The 18,666-nt window shown below is 68.9% G+C and carries 15 protein-coding genes; 12 read left to right on the forward strand and 3 right to left on the reverse strand.

Annotated elements, in window-relative coordinates; genetic code table 11:
• The first annotated feature begins 166 nt into the window (after positions 1-166).
• A complete protein-coding gene (locus KO481_RS15405) occupies positions 167-2,860 on the forward strand; it encodes a hypothetical protein (protein WP_215917781.1) in 2,694 nt (897 codons plus the stop codon).
• Positions 2,857-4,647 carry a P-loop NTPase family protein gene (locus tag KO481_RS15410; RefSeq protein WP_308166619.1) on the forward strand — a complete coding sequence of 597 codons (1,791 nt, stop codon included), beginning with the start codon at positions 2,857-2,859 and terminating at the stop codon, positions 4,645-4,647. Before KO481_RS15405 ends, KO481_RS15410 begins: the two co-directional genes overlap by 4 nt.
• A gap of 72 nt (positions 4,648-4,719) precedes the next feature.
• Here the strand turns inward: KO481_RS15410 and KO481_RS15415 are convergent, their stop codons facing one another.
• Together KO481_RS15415 and KO481_RS15420 are read right to left on the reverse strand one after the other, a co-directional pair.
• Entirely contained in the window at positions 4,720-6,639 is a 1,920-nt protein-coding gene (locus KO481_RS15415) for a glycoside hydrolase family 15 protein (RefSeq protein WP_215917926.1), read from the reverse strand.
• 341 nt (positions 6,640-6,980) lie between these two features.
• Positions 6,981-7,307 (reverse strand): hypothetical protein, encoded by a 327-nt coding sequence (locus tag KO481_RS15420; RefSeq protein WP_215917939.1) that lies wholly within the window; start codon positions 7,305-7,307, stop codon positions 6,981-6,983.
• Positions 7,308-7,448: 141 nt separating this feature from the next.
• Here KO481_RS15420 and KO481_RS15425 point away from each other — a divergent pair, with 141 nt between their 5' ends.
• Positions 7,449-7,712, forward strand: coding sequence for a hypothetical protein (locus KO481_RS15425; RefSeq protein ID WP_215917782.1), 264 nt, complete (start codon positions 7,449-7,451; stop codon positions 7,710-7,712).
• A 9-nt stretch (positions 7,713-7,721) separates the two neighbouring features.
• Here KO481_RS15425 and KO481_RS15430 read toward each other — a convergent pair whose 3' ends face one another.
• Entirely contained in the window at positions 7,722-8,759 is a 1,038-nt protein-coding gene (locus tag KO481_RS15430) for a M48 family metallopeptidase (protein WP_215917783.1), read from the reverse strand.
• Positions 8,760-8,887: 128 nt separating this feature from the next.
• On the opposite strand from KO481_RS15430, the gene KO481_RS44755 reads away from it, so the two are divergent.
• The 9 genes from KO481_RS44755 (at position 8,888) to KO481_RS15470 (ending at position 17,957) form a co-directional block, all read left to right on the forward strand.
• Complete coding sequence (locus KO481_RS44755; RefSeq protein WP_372452044.1) at positions 8,888-8,962, forward strand: Ms4533A family Cys-rich leader peptide; 75 nt, start codon at positions 8,888-8,890, stop codon at positions 8,960-8,962.
• A gap of 192 nt (positions 8,963-9,154) precedes the next feature.
• Complete coding sequence (locus KO481_RS15435) at positions 9,155-10,198, forward strand: sulfate ABC transporter substrate-binding protein (RefSeq protein WP_215917784.1); 1,044 nt, start codon at positions 9,155-9,157, stop codon at positions 10,196-10,198.
• Entirely contained in the window at positions 10,198-11,052 is an 855-nt protein-coding gene (gene cysT, locus KO481_RS15440; RefSeq protein ID WP_308166620.1) for a sulfate ABC transporter permease subunit CysT, read from the forward strand. The genes KO481_RS15435 and cysT overlap by 1 nt, the downstream gene beginning before the upstream one ends.
• On the forward strand, positions 11,049-11,858 hold the full coding sequence (gene cysW, locus KO481_RS15445) for a sulfate ABC transporter permease subunit CysW (RefSeq protein WP_215917785.1): 810 nt from the start codon (positions 11,049-11,051) through the stop codon (positions 11,856-11,858). Before cysT ends, cysW begins: the two co-directional genes overlap by 4 nt.
• Before the next feature lie 32 nt (positions 11,859-11,890).
• Complete coding sequence (locus KO481_RS15450) at positions 11,891-12,886, forward strand: sulfate/molybdate ABC transporter ATP-binding protein (RefSeq protein WP_215917928.1); 996 nt, start codon at positions 11,891-11,893, stop codon at positions 12,884-12,886.
• 280 nt (positions 12,887-13,166) lie between these two features.
• The gene (locus tag KO481_RS15455; RefSeq protein WP_215917786.1) at positions 13,167-13,835 is read left to right on the forward strand and encodes a hypothetical protein; all 669 of its coding nucleotides are present in this window, start codon (positions 13,167-13,169) and stop codon (positions 13,833-13,835) included.
• Positions 13,836-14,017: 182 nt separating this feature from the next.
• On the forward strand, positions 14,018-15,223 hold the full coding sequence (locus KO481_RS15460) for an Hsp70 family protein (protein WP_215917787.1): 1,206 nt from the start codon (positions 14,018-14,020) through the stop codon (positions 15,221-15,223).
• 75 nt (positions 15,224-15,298) lie between these two features.
• Positions 15,299-16,306 (forward strand): AurF N-oxygenase family protein, encoded by a 1,008-nt coding sequence (locus KO481_RS15465; protein ID WP_215917788.1) that lies wholly within the window; start codon positions 15,299-15,301, stop codon positions 16,304-16,306.
• A gap of 73 nt (positions 16,307-16,379) precedes the next feature.
• Entirely contained in the window at positions 16,380-17,957 is a 1,578-nt protein-coding gene (locus KO481_RS15470) for a 4Fe-4S binding protein (protein WP_215917789.1), read from the forward strand.
• Positions 17,958-18,666 lie beyond the last annotated feature (709 nt).

An 18,666-nucleotide genomic window follows, 5' to 3' on the forward strand; every position in this document is an offset into this window, starting at 1 on the left:
GCCCGGCACTGGCACGCTGGTGTGGCGCACCATCATCCGGCCCTGCCCGGCCCGGACGATGTGACAGGCCGGCCTACCGGAAATACAGTGAGACGCGGTCGGAGATGTACGGCAAGGCGGCTAGACCGTCCGGTACGAAGACCGGGCACCTGAGAGCGGAGTGTGTATGACGCGTGACCTGCCCAGCGATGCAGACGCCGGGGATACGGGCACTCACGCAGGTGATACCGCATACCGCCTCGCGAGCGGCGTGGCCCGGATCGCCCGGGCAGGCGCATACGTCACCGGCGGCGCGCTGATCGCCTCGGGCGGCGCCACACCGACGACACCGCACTCCGAGGACGAGAGCCAGATCGCGGGCTGGTCGGTCAAGGATCCGCAGCCGAACGCACCGAGACCGGTCGTCACCTACCCCGATCCGTCGCCCGATTCGGTGCCCCCCGCACACGGCAACCATGCTCCCGGCGCACTGGCGCCGCAGGACGGCCCGCCGGGCCTGTCCTTCCACTTTCAGATCGGGCCGAACGGGGACGATCATGTCCCCGGCATGCCCGACCTGAACAAGATTCCGGGGATGAACGGGATTCCGGGCACGGACGGCGGCGCCCAGGGCCCGAGCCTGGTTCCCAACATCGAAAGCGCTCCGGGCGCGCCGCAGGGCGGTCATCTGCCCGGCGCCGACGTACCGGGCCTGGGCAACGGAATTCCCGGTCTGAACGGTGGCATTCCGGGATTGGGCAACGGCATCCCGGGTCTGGGCAACGGCACCCCCGGTGGTTCGACTCCCGGCTTCCACATCCCCGGCTTCAACTCCGGCGCAAACAATCTCGGCCTGCCCGGCATGCATCCGGCCGCCGCCGCGATCGCGGCCGACGGTTCGCCGGGCACGGGCTTCTCACCCGAGGCCGCTGTGGGGAGCACGATCGGGCCGATCGACCTCGGCGACAACACCTTCGGTGACGGATCGGATTTCGGACAGTTCGGCCCGGACAATGCTGCGCCACACGCGATTCCGGATGGATCGCTCCCCGGCTTCCACCTGCCCGGCGACTACGGCTTCGAGGGCGCGGGATTCGGCCCGGGCACCGGATTCGACGGTGTCGGTAGCGGTTTCGGCGCCTTCTTCGACGCGTCGACGGATCTGGACGCGCACGTCGGGGCGGACGGGGTATGGCTGAGCGTCGAGACGACGGTCCATGTCGGCGTCGGTGATATCGGCGAGGAGCTCGACAACTACGGGAATTACGGCGGCTGGCCGGATGCGCAGCACCTTCCGGGCGGTGCGCTGGGACCCGAATCCGCATTCGTTCCGGGCGTGAACTCCGGCCTGCTCGGGGCGCAACTCGGGATGGGCGATGCGGGCCCGGCGAATATCGCGGGCGTCGCGCCGACCGCTGGGCCGGCACTCCCCGCCGCGTTCACCGGAGCCCCGGGTGCCGCGCCCGGAATCCCATCCACGGCCTTCGGTACCGCGGCGGGTGCGCCCGCGGCGGCGCCGGTGTCGGGCGTCGTTCTTCCGGGGACCTCGCCGACCTCGGTGCCGGGGATCGCCGGTGTGCCGGGTGTGGCGATGGCCGCGCCAACGCCCATCCCCACGGCCCTACCCGCCGGTCCGGCGCCGGTCCTCGGTGCGGCGCTGCCCGCCGTCTCGCCACCGCCGGTCCTGGCCGCGGTCCCGGCCGTGGCCATGCCGCAGCCGGTCGTCGCGACCCCCGCGCTCGCGGCCGTGACGGCCCCGGCGGTCGCCGTCGCGCAGCCGGTCGTCACGACCCCCCTGCAGCCCGGGCACTCCGATGCCGCCGTGCACCCGCTGGCCGTCGCGCTGCCGGAGCACGGACCCGCGTTCGGGCTGGGCATCGGCGCCGTGGCGGTCAGCCCGGCGACCTTCTTCGGCATCCCGCGTCCCGCCACGCCTCCCGGCTCCTCGCATGGCGAGCACCCCGCACCCACCCCCACGCCGGTCGACAGGCCGGAGCCGAGCCTGCCGACGATCCCGCGCATCAGCATCGCGCCGGTTCCGGTGTCAGGCACCGAAACCCCCAGCCACACCATCGATCCCACCCACACACCCCGCGACGAGTCCGGATTGCCCACCACCGGTGCGCACGTCGGCACCGACGGGTCCACCGCGGTCGATCCGACCACCGCCGCGCATCCCGGTACGCACGGTTCGACGAGCGCCGACGTCCCCACGACGCCCGCGCATCCCACCGCCACCGACGGCCCGACGACCCGCCCCCACCCCGGCTCGACGAACTCGGACGGCTCGACGACGCACCCGCATCCGACCACCGGCGGTTCGGACGCCACCACCCCCACCCACCCGACCCCGACGGTCGCCGACACTCCTACCACGCACGCTCACCCGGGCTCCACCGGCACGGACAATTCGACCACCGCTCCGCGTGCGGCCGATTCCACCGTTCCGATGCCCGGTCACGACACGCCGTCGAGCCACGATTCGGCCCCCTCGCACCTCCCGGCCCCGACCTACGATGCGCCGCCCACCCGCGAGCCGGTGCCGACCCACGCCGCGGCCCCGACCTACGATTCCCCCCACACGCCATCCGTGCCCACCCATGACACGCCGCCGACCGTGTCGGTTCCCGGCGAGGACGGCGGCGCGCACCTCGCGCCACACGCCCCGCTCGTGCTGCCCACGCTCGAACCCGGCCTCCCGATGAAACCCATTGCACACGTGATGAATTCGAACGAATCGACGCCCTGGGACGATGGCTCGCACGCGGGCCTGAGCGCGGTACCCGCGAGCCTGCTGTCCGGTGGCCTGCTCCCGGGCACCGAGCTCTACCCCTCGCACCTCCCGGTTCACGGCTTCCCCGACCTGCATTCCGTGTTGTGACGGCGCTGGAATCGGCCGTGGTCAAGAACCCCGAGGCCATGGGGCCGCTGCTCGGGCAGCTCGACGAGCTGCTCGGGCTCACACGCGCCGCCGGGCGGGCCGATCTGGCCGCGCGCCTGAGCATGTCCCGATCCCGGGTCGCGGATCCGCGGGTGCGGGTCGTGGTGGTGGGCGCGCCCAAGAACGGGATGAGCACGCTGGTCAACGGCCTGGTCGGGACGATGGTGAGTGCCACCGGCAGCGTGGTCAGCGTGCCGGTGATCGCCGAGTACGGCCCGCAGTCCACGGCCACCCTGGTCCGCTCGGTCACCGGCCTGCGCACCGAGCGGCTCCCGGTCGATCCGCTGAATCCGGAGGTCGCTTTCGCCGCGGGCGGAGTGGTCCGGGCCGAATTCACCGAACCGAGCCCGTTCCTGGCCGAGGGCTTCGTGGTGATGGATGCCCCCGGCACGCCCGGTGACACCCCCACCACCTGGTCACTGATCGCGGCCGCGGATGCGGTGCTGTATGTCACCGACGCGGGCAACGAGTACACCGCCGAGCAGATTCTGCTGCTGGCGCGTATCCAGCAGGTGTGCCCGACGGTGATCTGCGTGCTGAACAAGATCGACCTGCATCCGTTCTGGTCGCGTGTGCAGCAGCGCAACCGCGAGCTGCTCGACGAGGCCGGGCTGGGATTCGCCATTGCGCCGGTGTCGGCGGAGCGGCATCTGCAGACTGCGGGGGATCATCGTCGTGACATCGAATCCGGTGTGCCGCAGCTGATCGACCATCTGCGGGAGTACGTGCTGCGCCGCGCGGACGCCCTGGCCCGCGACGCCGCGGTGCGCGATATCCGCACCATCACCGATCATCTGGCGCTGTCGATGCGCAGCGAGGCCGAGACCCTGCGCGATCCGCGTCGCCTGTCGGATATCACCGAGCGCCTGCGCACCGCACGCAGCGAGGCCGACGAGCTGCGTCAGCGGACCGCGAACTGGCAGATCACCCTCGCCGACGGCTGTTCGGATCTGATGGCCGATATCGAGCACGACCTGCGCCAGCGCCTGCGCGGCCTGGTGCGCGATGCTGAGACCGAGATCCGCAAGCGCGATCCGGCCCGCCGCTGGGATGCCTTCGGCGCCGATCTGGATGCGCGGATCACCGAGTCGGTGGAGGAGAACTTCGTCATCGCGCACTACCGCTCGGTCGAACTGGCCGAGGAGGTGGCGGCCAAGTTCCCCAGCGCCGACGAGGCCAGGCTGCCGGATCTGCGCCTGGAGAATTCGGCCGAGGTGCTCGAGCCGGTGGCCTCCCTCGAACCCCTCACCTCCGCGAAAGTTGGTGTGATCCAACCGATCCTGAACATCATGCGGGGCTCGTACGGCGGTCTGCTGATGGTCGGCGTGGTGCTGGCCAGCGTGCTGGGGATCCCGCCGGTGAACGTCTACTCCGGCGCCGCGGCGGTGCTGCTGGGCATCAACGCGCTGTGGGAGGACCGCAGGCTGCGCCGCGAGCGTCGCCAGGCCGAGGCCAAGGTCGCGGTCGCGCGCCTGATGGACGATGTGATCTTCCAGGTCAGCATGGAGTCGCGCAAGCGCCTGCGCGGGGTACAGCGCACCCTGCGCGACCATTTCACCGAGATCGCCAACCAGACCCTGCGCTCGGTCGATGAATCCCTGCGCGCCACCGAGGAAGCCGCGGCACAGCAGTCCGGCCCGATCCGTGACCGCCGGCTGTCGGAGATCGAATCGTCGCTGGTTCGCCTGCGCGAAATCCGCGAGCGCGCGGACGCCGTCACGGCATAGGTGTACCCGCCCACTCCTCGTCATCCTGGCATTGCGCCGGGATGACGAGGAGTGTTCACGGCCCTGCGATTTTCACGAACTGCGGTGTGCCGGATGGAATTCGCCCGAGCTGATCTTCTGCTCGGCGCGGATCACGTGGGTCAGCGCATTGATCAACGCCAGGTGGGTGAATGCCTGCGGGAAGTTGCCCAGGTGCCGCCCGGTGCGCGGATCGATCTCCTCCGCGTACAGCTCGAGGGGGCTGGCATAGCCGAGCAGCCGCTCGCACAGGTGCCGCGCGCGCTGCACCTCACCGATCTCCACCAGCGCGGACACCAGCCAGAACGAGCAGATGGTGAACGTGCCCTCGACGCCGGACAGGCCGTCGTCGGTGGTGTCGGTGCGGTAGCGCAGCACCAGGCCCTGCTCGGTCAGGTCGTCGGCGATGGCCAGCACGGTCTTGCGCACCCGCGGATCGTCCGAGGGCAGGAAGCGCAGCAGCACCACCAGCAGCAGCGAGGCGTCCAGGGTGTCGCGGCCGTAGGTCTGGGTGAAGATTCCCTCGGCATTGACGCCGTTGTCGAGGATGTCGGCGTGGATCTCGTCGGCGATCTCGGACCATTTCTTGGCGTAGTCGGTCTCCCCGTGCATCTCGGCCAGCCGCGCGCCGCGATCCAGCGCCACCCAGCACATCACCTTGGAGGAGGTGAAATGCTGTGGCTCGCCGCGGATCTCCCAGATGCCGCGGTCCGGCTCGCGCCAGTGCTCGATCGCGCTGTGAACCTGCTTCTGCAGCATGGGCCACAACGTTTCCGGAACCTGCTGACGCGAACGCACGTGCAGATACACCGAATCCAGGATGGTGCCCCAGATATCGTGCTGGTCCTGGTTGTAGGCGCCGTTGCCGATGCGCACCGGGCGGGCTCCGTCGTATCCGTGCAGGTGGCCCAGTTCGTACTCGGTGATGGTGCGCTCGCCGCTGATGCCGTAGAGCACCTGCAGCGGCAGCGATTCGCCGTTGCCGTCGGTGGCGACGTCGTGCAGGAAGGCGAAGAAGTCGTCGGCCTCGCGGTTCATGCCCAGGGTGTACAGGCCCCACAGCGCGAAGGTGGAGTCGCGCACCCAGGCGTAGCGGTAGTCCCAATTGCGTTCTCCGCCGGGGGTTTCCGGCAGCGAGGTGGTGGCCGCCGCGAGCAGCGCGCCGGTAGGGGCGTAGGTCAGGCCCTTGAGGGTCAGCGCGCTGCGCTGCAGGTAGCCGCGCCACGGGTGATCCGGGAACTTGCCCAGGGTGATCCACTGGCGCCAGCACTCGGTGGTCGCCCACATCTTCTCCGACGCTTCGGCGTAGGTGCGCGGCGCGGGCAGCTCGGACCAGGACAGCGCGACGAACACCTCGTCGCCCTCCTTCATCCGGGTGCGGGCGCGCGCCTCACGGCCCTCCAGCCCGAGACGCAGGTCGGTGGTGAGAGTGATTGTCGTGCAATCGGATTCGTGCTCGGCGGGGGCGCTGGCGGTGGCCTGCTCGTAGACCTGGCCGGTGTACTCCCAGCGGGCGGGCGCACGATGGTAGTCGAAGGCGGGCTCGCAGCTGACCTCGAGCTCGACCACGCCGTTGACGCATTTCACCGTGCGCAGCAGCATGTGCTCGGCATCCCAGTCCATCGGGGTGCGGCGGTGGGTGCGGCTGCGTTTGTCGTTGTTGTGCCACGGGCCCAGCACCAGCGCGTCGCGCACGATCAGCCAGCCGGTGTCGGTTTGCCACGTGGTTTCCACGATCATGCCGCCGGGTAGGTAGCGGCGGGCGGCCGGCACGTTGACCCCGTACGGGCCGACCCGGAAGTGCCCGGCGCTGCGATCCAGCATCGCGCCGAACACGCTGGCCGAATCCGGCCGCGGCAGGCACATCCACTCGACCGCGCCGTTCTTGGCGATCAGGCAGCTGGTCTCGCAGTCGGACAGGAAGGCGTAGTCGTCGATCGGTGGGAAGACCGACTTGTGGGTCAGCGACGGCATGGTGTAGTCCTCCGTGAGCTGGTCGTCCTCGCCGTCCCCATGCCCGGCGACCGGCCCGGTGTCGCGGCCCTCGGGTTCCGGGAGGACATCGTCCGGGATGACCGGATGATGGGTCGGGTCGTTGCCGGCTTCGTCGTCGGGTTCGTCGCTGAGCGGTTCGTCATAGGACGGCATAGCCCCATCATTCGCCCGTCACCGCGGCGACGTCCACCATCGGGGATGTCCGGTGGTGACGGCCCCAGCTGGTCAGCGCGTGAGCAGCCAGGCCACGATCACCAGCACCAGCAGAGCGACCAGGGCCAACTGCACCCGTGAGCGAGGCATTACACCGTTTCTTTCTGTCAGCCGCGTGCGGCGCCGGAGAGCGGGCGCGCATCGTCCGCGAGGTCGTGCGTGCCGGGCATCGCGTCGCCGGTCGCCAGCTCGGGATCGTCCGCGCCGAGCGCCGGCTGTTGCGGCCCGACGAGCTCGGGCCGTACCGATTCCGGCTGCGCCGCGCGATCGCGGCCGAGCAGCCGCAGCGCCTCGCGCAGCGCACGATCGAGCAGGTACGCGATGGCGAAACTGATCGGGACCATCCCGACCAGCACCACCGCGAACTGCGGTAGGAACGGCAGGCCGGCGACCCAGAGCTCGACGCTGTCCCACCATCCGGCAATGCTGTGCACGACCCCAGCCTAGTAGGTGTGAGGTCGCCACGGCAGCCTGCCTCGGCCCCGCGCGGGCGGATGACCGCCCTGACGGCGGCGTTCCCCGGCGGCGGGGAAAACGCGCTGCCGTTGTCGGTTGCCCGGGGTACGCTCCTGCCCATGCCAACCGATGAGGATTTCGCCGAGCTCACTCAGCTGCTCGAAACCGATGAGCTCGAAGAGGGGCCCCGCCTGATCGCCACCCACTACGCCTCCCCCGAGGAGGCGATCGAGATGGTGCGCGCGGCCCAGCTGCTCGGCCTGGGCGTGCGCCTGTCGAACCGCCTGCGGATCGAGGAGAGCGAGGAGGACGGCGAGGAGACCGCCTCCGAGGAGTGGGTCCTGGATCTGCTCGAGAGCCCGCCCGAGACCGACGAGGATTAGTCGCCGGGCCTACAGGCCCAGTTTCTTCCCGATCTTCGACACCGTCTCACCGACCTCCTGGCCCACGGTGCTGACTGCGGTCCCGACATCGCGGCTCAGATTCCGCACCGTGCGGATCAGGGGGTCTTCCGAGGCGTCGAAGTTCTCCCTGTAGGCGCGCGCGGCCTCCTTGATCTCGTCGCTGATCTTCGCGCTCTTGTCCTGCTCACGCAGCGGATAGCGGCCGTCCAGGATCCGGTCGTAGTCGCCCGCGGCGATCCAGCGCCGCAGCTCGGCCGCGCGCAGCACCGAGAACGGGTGGGTCTGCAGCTCCAGATTCATCAGCTTGAGCACGCCGTCGCGCAGATCGCCGGTGCGGTCGTAGTCGTCGGCTTGCTCGAGGAATGCCGCGTGGCTCATCTCGGAGACCATCGCGCCACCGGCCAGCTTCATGTGCACCCGCACCGAGGCCTCGACATCCTGCCCGCACAGCAGCCCGGCCCGGTCGCCGGACAGCTCGGACTTGCGGCTCCACTCCATCAGCGCCGCGATGATCGCGCGCAGCGCCCAGCCGCCGATCGGCATCCATCCGAAGCTGGCGGCGAAATTCAGCAGATGCATCAGCATCGTCCGGTATACCGCGTGCCCGGACAGCGCGTGGCCGAGCTCATGCCCGACGATAAACCGCAGCTCCTCCACGTCGAGCAGTTCGATCAGCCCGGTCGTCACCACGATGAACGGGGTGTCCATGCCGATGGTGAAGGCGTTGGCGGCCGGATCCTGCAGCACGTACATCTCCGGGGTGACCTCCGCGTCCAGGATGCGCACGGCATCGGTCCGCAGGTCGTGCAGCGTCTTGAACTGCCGCTCGTCCACGCGCACGGCGGTGGCCAGGTACATCAGCCGGTGCTGGCGCTCGCGCAGCAGCCCCGACAGGGTGCGCAGCACGGTGTCGAAGCCGGCGAAGGTGCGCATCGCGACCAGCGCCGTGCGGTCGGCCGGATGTTCCCAGGCGCGGGTGCTGATCCCGGGAAACTCGCGGCGGATGCGGTCCGGAGCCTCTGTCATGTGTCCCCTCGGGGCTGGTGAGCCGGCGGAGCTTGCGGGCCGGCGGGGTGGGTGAGCTCAGCTGCTTTTGTCGTAGGTCGCGGCGGTTCATTCCGCTCTGCTACAGTCTGCCCGTGTCGTCGAGTGCTGTGCCGCGGGTCCGCCATGAATTGGCGTTGATCGCGGTCGGCTGCCTCGTCGTCGCTGACGTCTACTGTCGCTGATAGGGCGGACACTACCGCGCGCCTAATATGAGCGCGATCGGTTTCTCGCAGATGTGTCCGTAATTCCGGCGGCCCTCGGGCCCGGCCGCGCCGTTGCCGAAATCGCTTGTGAGGCAACGGATGCGGCACTTCAGATATCCGCTGGGGTCGCAGGGGCGGCCCGGCGGGCAGCAGGAAAGGTCCCACATCCGAATGTCTCGCAGCAACGGGCTCCGCGCCCGGCGTTCGACCGCTGCCGTGCTGACCGTGCTCGCGGTGGCGCTGCTGAGCGCCTGCAGCGGCGGTACCAGCGATGTCCCCGGCGCGGCGTCGGGCAGCGGCGCGAAGGTCACCCTGACCCTCTTCGGCTACTCCACGGCCAAGCCCGCGTTCGACAAGGCGGTGCCCGCCTTCAACAAGACCTCCGCCGGCTCCGGGGTGCAGGTCAAGCAGTCCTACGGCGCCTCGGGCGACCAGTCGCGCAAGGTCGCCGCGGGCGCCCAGGCCGATGTCGTCGATCTGTCCGTCGAGCCGGACGTCACCCGCCTGGTCGACGCGGGACTGATCGATCCCGAGTGGAATGCCGACGCGGACAAGGGCATTCCGTTCGGATCGGTGGTCGCGATCGTGGTCCGCAAGGGAAATCCGAAGGGCATCCACACCTGGAACGATCTGCTGAAGCCGGGCGTGCAGGTGGTGACGCCGAATCCCTTCAGCTCCGGATCCGCGAAATGGAATCTGCTCGCGCCCTACGCCGAGGAGAGCGACGGTGGTAAGAATCCACAGGCCGGGCTGGACTTTCTGGGCAAGCTCATCTCCAAGGACCACGTGCGGGTGCAGCCGCAGTCGGGCCGCCAGGCGACCGAGACGTTCCTGCAGGGCACCGGTGACGTGCTGATCAGCTACGAGAATGAGGCGATCGCATCCGTGCGCCAGGGGGATCCGATCGAGTACTTCGTGCCGCCGACCACGTTCAAGATCGAGAACCCGTTCGCGGTGCTGAAGAGCAGCCGCAACCTCGACAAGGCCGTGGCGTTCAAGGACTTCCTCTACACCCCCGCGGGGCAGCGGGCCTTCGCCGACGCCGGATACCGCCCGGTCGATCCGCAGATCGCCGCGCAATACGGCAAGGACTTCCCGCAGCCGCAGAAGCTGTGGACCATCGCTGATCTCGGCGGGTGGAAGAAGGTCGACAAGCAGCTGTTCACGCCCAACACCGGCAGCGTGGCGATCATCTACGACAAGGCGACGAAATAGTGACCCAGACAACTACCGCCGCGCCGTCGGGCGCATCGGGCGGCAGATCGTGGCTGCGGGTGACCGGATCGGTCGGCCCGCTCGGCATCGCGACCGCGGTGCTGTGGCTCAGCGTGATCGTCCTGCTGCCGCTCGCGGCGCTGGCGTTCCACGCCTTCGACGCCGGATGGTCCGGATTCTGGTCCGCGGCCACCGCGCCCGCCGCACTGGATTCGCTGCGGGTGACCGTGCTGCTGTCGGTGCTGGTGGCACTGCTCAACGTGGTGATGGGCACGCTGATCGCGTGGGTGCTGGTGCGGGACGATTTTCCCGGTAAGAGCATCGTGAACGCCCTGATCGACCTGCCGTTCGCGCTGCCCACCATCGTCGCCAGCATCGTCATGCTGGCGCTGTACGGACCGGACAGCCCGGTCGGCATCCACCTCAACGCCACCCAGCCGGGCGTGGTGGTGGCGCTGGCGTTCGTGACGCTGCCGTTCGTGGTGCGCTCGGTGCAGCCGGTGCTGCTCGAGGCCGACCGCGATGTCGAGCAGGCCGCGGCCTCGCTGGGCGCGGACAACTGGACCACCTTCCACCGCGTCGTCCTGCCCACGCTGACCCCGGCCATCATCTCCGGCGGCGCCCTCGCATTCGCCCGCGCCGTCGGCGAATTCGGCTCGGTGGTGCTGATCGGCGGCAACATTCCCGGCCGCACGCAGGTCGCCTCGCAGTACATCCAGCAGCAGATCGAGGTGGACCGGCCGGTCAGCGCCGCCACGGTTTCGGTTGTGCTGCTGGTCATCTCGTTCATCGTGCTGGTTACGCTGCGGCTGTTCGCCGACCGCACCGCGCGCAAGGAGCTGGCGACCCGATGAGACTCTCACCGCTGAGCCGTATTTCGATGCGCGTGGTGGCGCTGGCCTACCTGCTGGTGCTGCTGGTGCTGCCGCTGGTGATCATTCTGTGGCGCAGCTTCGCCCACGGCATCGCGCAGTTCTACGACTGGATCTCCACGCCCGCGGCCATCTCGGCGTTCAACATCACCATGATCATCGTGCTGATCGTCGTCCCGCTGAACGTGCTGTTCGGCATTGTCACCTCGATCGCGCTGGTGCGTGGAAACTTCCCCGGCCGCAGGCTGGTTCAGGGCGTGGTGGACCTGCCGTTCGCGGTTTCGCCTGTGGTGGTTGGTGTTTCGCTGATCATGCTATGGGGTGTGCGCGGATGGTTCGGCGGCATCGAGCATCTCGGTTTCCGGGTGATCTTCAGCCTGCCCGGCATGGTCATCGCCACCCTGTTCGTGACCCTGCCCTATGTCGTGCGCGAGGTGGAGCCGGTGCTGCACGAGATCGGCGACGACCAGGAGCAGGCGGCGGTCACCCTGGGCGCCTCGCGCTGGCAGACGTTCTGGCGGATCACACTCCCGGCGATCCGGTGGGGCCTGACCTACGGCGTCGTGCTCACCGTGGCCCGCGCGCTGGGCGAATTCGGCGGGGTGATCATGGTCTCGACCGGACTGCCCGGCGGCGGTCAGACGCTGACGCTGCTGGTGAACGCGCGCTACATGGACGACCGCAATGTCTTCGGCGCGTACTGCGCGGCGACCCTGTTGATGGGAATGGGCCTGGTCACCCTCGCATTGATGATTCTTCTCGAACGGAAGCGGAGCACCGTGAAATGACGACCTCGACGACCCGCTCCGGAGGCGAGCAGATGATCACCGTCGCGAATGCGCGGAAGAACTACGGCACCTTCGCCGCCCTCGACGATGTCAGCATCGATATTCCCGCGGGCGAGCTGACGGCATTGCTGGGCCCCTCCGGCTCGGGCAAGTCCACGCTGCTGCGCTCGATAGCGGGGCTCGAATCACTGGATTCCGGCGTGGTCACCATCTCCGGCCGCGACGTCACCCGGGTCTCGCCGCAGAAGCGCGATATCGGATTCGTATTCCAGCATTACGCCGCGTTCAAACATATGACCGTGCGCGACAATGTCGCCTTCGGGCTGAAGATCCGGAAGCGACCCAAGAACGAAATCTCCAAGCGGGTGGACGAGCTGCTCGGAATCGTCGGCCTGGACGGTTTCCAGCACCGCTATCCGGCGCAGCTGTCCGGCGGTCAGCGCCAGCGCATGGCCCTGGCCCGCGCGCTGGCGGTGGACCCGCAGGTGCTGCTGCTGGACGAGCCGTTCGGCGCGCTGGACGCGAAGGTCCGCGCCGACCTGCGTACCTGGCTGCGCCGCCTGCACGAGGAGGTGCACGTCACCACCGTGCTGGTCACCCACGATCAGGAGGAGGCCCTGGACGTCGCGGACCGGATCGCGGTCATGAACGCCGGGCGCATCGAGCAGATCGGCAGCCCGGGGGACGTGTACGACCGCCCGGCCAACGAATTCGTGATGTCGTTCCTGGGTGCGGTGGCGAAATTGAACGGCCATCTGGTGCGCCCGCACGATATTCGCATCGGCCGGGACCCGGAGATGGCGCTGGCCTCCCACGAGGGCACGGCGGAATCGGCGGGCGTCACCCGCGCCACCGTGGAACGCGTGGTGGTGCTGGGTTTCGAGGTCCGGCTGGAATTGCGCAATGCCGCGACCGGCGACGTGTTCACCGCCCAGGTCACCCGCGGCGACGCCGAGGCGCTGCACCTGGCCGACGGTGAAACGGTATACGCGCGAGCAACCCGAATCCCGGAGCTTCCCGCCACGTGAAATCGGAATACTTTTTGACACGCCGTGGCTAGATGATGTTTCAGATCGGTGAAATGTGGTCTGATGCATCTCGTGCGAAATGAGTAAGCGTATTCCGCCGGTCTGAAGAAAGTGAGCTCGAGGAGATCGCGTGCACATGCGCGATCGCTTCTCCCGCCCGGAATCTGCTGTCCGGGCAGTCCCTGTCGATCACCGTGGTTGATGCTCGCGGGAAGAGCGATATCGAAACGGGTGGGAGCATCGGGTGGGGAGCCTCGGCTGCACAGAATTCACGGATTCCATGCCCATTCCGAGAATCTCGCTGGCCGCCGTCCTGGCCTGCGGCGCGCTGGCATTGTTCACAGGCCGCTCCGATCACGGGCCGGACACGCTCGTGACCGATCCGACTCTCGCCCGTACCTATGCCGATCCGGTCGCCGCGCTCGCGGCGCCGCCCGGCGAAGTTCGGCGGTCGCTCGGCATTTCGCCGCGACTGCCCGCGGATTCGCCACCGCTCGCGCAGGCCGCCCCCATTGCGGGGCAGCTGATTCCGCCTCCTCCGGAAGGGCCGCAGCGGCACTTCTCGCCGAGCCCCGAGCAGTGGGAGAACGCCCACGCGATCGTCGGCGTGGTGCGCGCACGCGAACTGCCGCTGTACACGGCGGTGATCGCGCTGGCCACCGCGATGCAGGAGTCCTCGCTGCACAACCTCACCGACGCAGCGGATTACGACTCGCTGGGCCTGTTCCAGCAGCGTCCCTCGGCGGGCTGGGGTGATCCCGATCAGCTGACCGATCCGGCCTACGCGGCCGGGGCGTTCCTGGACGCGCTGCTCTCGCGGGTGCCCGACTACGCCGCCGTGCCGTTGTGGCAGGCGGCCCAGCGCACCCAGGCCTCAGCCTTCCCGGAGCGGTACGCGCAGTGGGAGGACCAGGCGACGGAGATGGTCGTGCGGATCGCCGCGGAGTGATCGGGCCGCAGCGTTTGCTGAATGTCGGCTACGCCGGGCCGGTTTACTGAAACCTGTGCGCAGCCCATGTCACGCGCGGACAACCGCATGTCCGGTGGTTGGCAGCGCTCGTTGCGGATGGTTGCCTGGGACGCGGTCGGATCCCGGTTGCATCAAGGCGGCTCGTCGACGAGGTGGGTGTGATGACGGTTGGGCTCGGAGTCAGTATCGGCACGGTCAATACGGTGTGCGCCACGACGGGTGAGGGCGGTGCGCGGGCGCAGCGCGGAACCGGGCCGGACAGACCGCTCGGCCGGGGAGGGGCGGGTGCCGGCCCGTCGACCTGGCGCACCACCCTGACCTTCGACAGCGCCGGCACGGCGCGGGTGGGCCGTATACCCGAGCACGGTCGCGCCCTCGCCGAATTCGCGGATCTGACCCAGCGCGGCGCCCCGGCGACCCGCGTCGGGCATCGCGTCCTCTCGCCCGCCGATCTGGTGGCGACGGTGGCGCACAGCGTGCTGACCGACACGTTCGGCGCCGCGCTCGCGCCCGATGCGGGCGTGGCCGTTAGCCATCCGATCGGCTATCCGGCCGAATGCCTCGCCGAACTGCGCGAGGCGCTGGATACGGTCGGCCTGCCGCAGGCCGTGCTGGTCGCCGAGCCGATCGCGGCGCTGGCCTGGCTGGATGCCGCCCACGGCCCGCTCGCCCCGGGCCTGACGCTGGTCTACGACCTCGGGGCATCGAATCTGGGGGTGACATTGGTCCGCGTCGGTGCCGACGCCCCCGCCGATCCGGTGGTGGGGGTGCCGCTGCGCTCGCCCGACTACGGCGGCCGGGCCTTCGGCGCGCTGATGGCCTCGCAGGCAGCGCGGAGCACGATCCGGGGCAGCGAGGGCGGCGGGCGGGAACTCACAACGACGGCCCGGTCCGGTGGAATTGGGGGACGCGCCGATACCCCCGCCCGGTCGCTGGCCGATTCCGACGCCGCGATCAGTGACCTGCGCGCCACCCATGTGCGTCGCTCGCTGGAAGTGGTCTACCGGTGCCTGCGCACAGCCGATGTCACGATGGCCGATGTCGATCGCGTGCTGGTGGTCGGGGGCGCGGCGCGCCCGCGCGAGGTGGCCGAGACCCTGGCCGAGGCGCTGGCCCGTCCGGTGATCGTCGCACCGGATCCCGAGCGCACGATCGCCGAGGGCGCGGCGATCATGGCGCGCCGTTCGGCCGCGGCGCAGGCCGCCGCCCAGCGGCGTCCGGGCGTGGCCCGGCTGCCGCGGCGGCTGGTGCGTGCCGCGGCGGCGGTCGCCATCGTCGGCGCCGCGGTATTGGTCGGGCTGGTGGGACCGGCCGCGGCCGTTTCGGCCGGAAACGTCGTGGTCAACGGGGTACATCTGGCCGGATGAGACCGCGCGGTTGACGTGACTCCGAGTTGGTGTAACTATTGGAAACAGTTACCCACGAGTGGAGAGGCTGAGACGATGACGTCCGTTGCCGCGACCCCCGGCGTCGATCCTGTCGTCAAGGAGGCGCAGGAATATGCCGCGAAGCTGATGCTGCTCTCGGAAGGCTCGGTGAACCGCAACTTCGATCCGTATGAGGATATCGACTGGGAGAACCCCGATTTCGATGCCGAAGCGAATCCGGAGCGCTGGATCCTGCCCGTCTCGGCCGACTCGCTCGGCCGTCACCCGTGGTATCGGGCGCAGTCCGTGCAGCGCCAAATCGAGATCGGTAAGTATCGCCAGGCCAACGTGGCCAAGGTGGGCCTGCAGTTCGAGTCGATCCTGATCAGCGGCATGGTGAACCACACCTTCTCGCTGCCCAACGGCGATCCCGAGTTCCGCTACTGCACCCATGAGATGTCCGAGGAACTCAACCACACGCTGATGTTCCAGGAGATGGTGAACCGCATCGGCGCCGACGTGCCCGGCATGGGCCCGCTCGTGCGCCAGCTGCGCCACCTCGGCGTGCCGGTGGCGGTGATGTTCCCCAACCTGTTCTTCATGGCCGTGCTCGCCGGCGAGGAGCCGATCGACCACATCCAGAAGGCGATCCTGCGCTCGGGCGAGGAGATCCACCCGATCATGCGCGGTGTCATGGCGATCCACGTCGCGGAGGAGGCGCGTCACATCTCGTTCGCGCACGAGTTCCTCAAGCGCCATGTGCCCGAGGCGAATCCGGCGAGCAAGATGACGCTCTCGGTGATGATGCCGATCGTCATGTGGCTGCTGGGCCGCTCGATCGTCAAGCCGCCCAAGGCGTTCTTCGCCGAGTTCGATATTCCCGAGGACGTGCGCAAGGAGCTGTTCTTCGGTTCGAAGGAAGCCCGGCAGGGATTCAGCGACTACTTCATCGATGTTCGGGCCCTGGCCAGGGAGATCGGGCTGATGAATCCGATCGCCAAGGGCGTCTGGAAGCTGCTGCGTATCGACGGCCCGACCAGCCGCTACCGCTCCGAGCCGCTGCGCGCGGTGAAGGCCGCCTGAATCCACCCACTCGCCAGCTCCGCGCGCTCCGCGCGCTCCGCTGGCTCACCATCGTCGAAAGGGCGGGCGTCCAGTGCCGTACGTCGTCACCCAGTCGTGTTGTAGCGACGCGTCCTGCGTCTACGCATGCCCGGTCAACTGCATCCATCCCACGCCGGACGAGCCCGACTTCCTGAGCGCGGAGATGCTGTACGTGGATCCGCAGGCGTGCGTGGACTGCGGGGCGTGCGCGACGGCCTGCCCGGTCGACGCGATCGTCTCGACGAAGCGGCTGACCGCGGAGCAGCAGCCGTTCATCGAGATCAACGCCGACTTCTACCGCCAGGTGCGCCCGCGTGCGCTGCTGGCGCGGCCGGTGCCGGCCGCGCCGGTGCAGGGTGGTCCGCTGCGGGTCGCGATCGTCGGCTCGGGCCCCTCGGCCATGTACGCCGCCGACGAGCTGCTGACCCAGCCGGACGTCGCGGTGACGGTGCTGGATCGGTTGTCCGCGCCGTACGGCCTGGCTCGGTACGGGGTCGCCCCGGACCACACCGCGACCCGGCAGGTGAGCCGGCTGTTCGACGTGATCTCCGCGCAGCCCGGGTTCGGCTCCTATCTGAATGTGACTGTGGGTGACCACATTTCGCATAAGGAGCTGCTCGCACACCATCACGCGGTGATCTACGCGGTGGGCGCCTCGGCCGACCGGAAGCTCGGGATCGCCGGTGAGGGCCTGCCGGGCAGCGTCTCGGCCACCGAGTTCGTCGCCTGGTACAACGGTCATCCCGGCCAGGCCGGGCGCGAGTTCGACCTGTCCCAACGCCGCGCGGTGATCGTCGGCAACGGCAATGTGGCCCTGGACGTGGCCCGGATTCTCGCCTCGGATCCCGAATCGCTGGCGCACACCGAGATTTCGCCCGCCGCACTGGAAGCATTGCGGCACAGCAAGATCGAGGAAGTGGTGATCCTGGCCCGGCGCGGCCCGGCCGAATCGGCCTTCACCGTACCGGAGTTCGTCGGGCTGCTGGGCGCCGACGTGGACATCATCGTGGAAGGCGATGTGCCCGAACCTGTTCCGGGCATGCCGCAGCAGGTGGAGCACAAGCTGCGGCTGCTCCGCAGGGTCGCCGACCGGCCGGTGGGCGCGCGCAAGCGGATCGTGCTGCGCTATCGGTCCGCGCCGACCGCGCTGGTCGGGGCCGACCGCATCACCGGAATCGAGCTGGCGCACAACGAGTTGGTCGCCGACCCGGACGGCGCCGTGCGCGCGGTGCCGACCGGCACGACCGAAACCCTGGACACCGGACTGGTGCTCGCCTCGGTCGGCTACCGGGGCGTGCCGATGCCCGGTCTACCGTTCGACGATGCCCTCGGTGTGATCCCGAACGACGAGGGCCGAGTGCTGTCCGAGCCCGGCGGCGCGGTCCTCCCGGGCGCCTACGTCACCGGCTGGATCAAACGCGGCCCCACGGGCTTCATCGGCACCAACAAATCCTGTGCCCAGCAGACGGTGCGGATGCTCGCCGAGGACTTCAACGCCGGCCGCCTGGCCGAACCGGCCTCCGGCGCGGCCGATTTCGACGCACTGGTCGCCGCCCGCCGCCCCGACGCCATCCGCGGTGGCGGCGTCGCCCGCCCGTGGTGGAAGCGCGGCCTGCTTTCCCGCGCCTGATACCTCGTTGCAGCCCGACCTGGTCCGGCGTCGATCGGGACTCGGTCGTGGCCGGATTTTCGGGCGTCGGCTGGGCTCGGTTCGCGCTCCCGGGGCGAATCGGGCCCTGCCGACGCCGGGTCATGCGGGAACATGTGATCGGTAGCGGCCGTTGGGTCTTCTGGTGCTGTCCTCGCCGTCCTCACGTACCGCGCGCGTATGCGGTGACCGTTCAACCTGGTTCGAGGTGCGGTAAGTCGTGCCGTGGATACCGGTTGGTTCGTGGCGCTGGAATATCTCTGGGCTGCAGTAAGTCTGGGATCCGGGTGTACTACCCGGCCGATGCCCGGCCAGTGGCTGTGCCGGATTTCGGTGTGCTCAGCGAAAATCTCGTAAACCGGGCGGTCTGTCGGGGCTGGGTGTTGTGCCGTATTCCGCCCGCCGCACGGGACAGCAACCATTCAGCCATCCTGCGATCCCTGGGCGAACGTGAACGTGCGAATGGTGTTGCGGTCCATTCGCAGGGCACCGGTCGGTATTCAAAGCTATTTACTACGAGGTAGCTAGTTTTATGGCTAATTGGGCGATTTGCATGTTTCGTGTCGCCCATTTTCATCTTGGATGCCAGTCTATCTGCGGTTTTGCTATCAAGACCAATGGGTACGAAACCTTTTCTGCCTATTAGGTATCCGTGAACGATACCGACCAGCTAACCTGTGATCGCTGTTTG

The sequence above is a fragment of the Nocardia albiluteola genome (assembly GCF_018860155.1).
Lineage (GTDB): Bacteria > Actinomycetota > Actinomycetes > Mycobacteriales > Mycobacteriaceae > Nocardia > Nocardia albiluteola.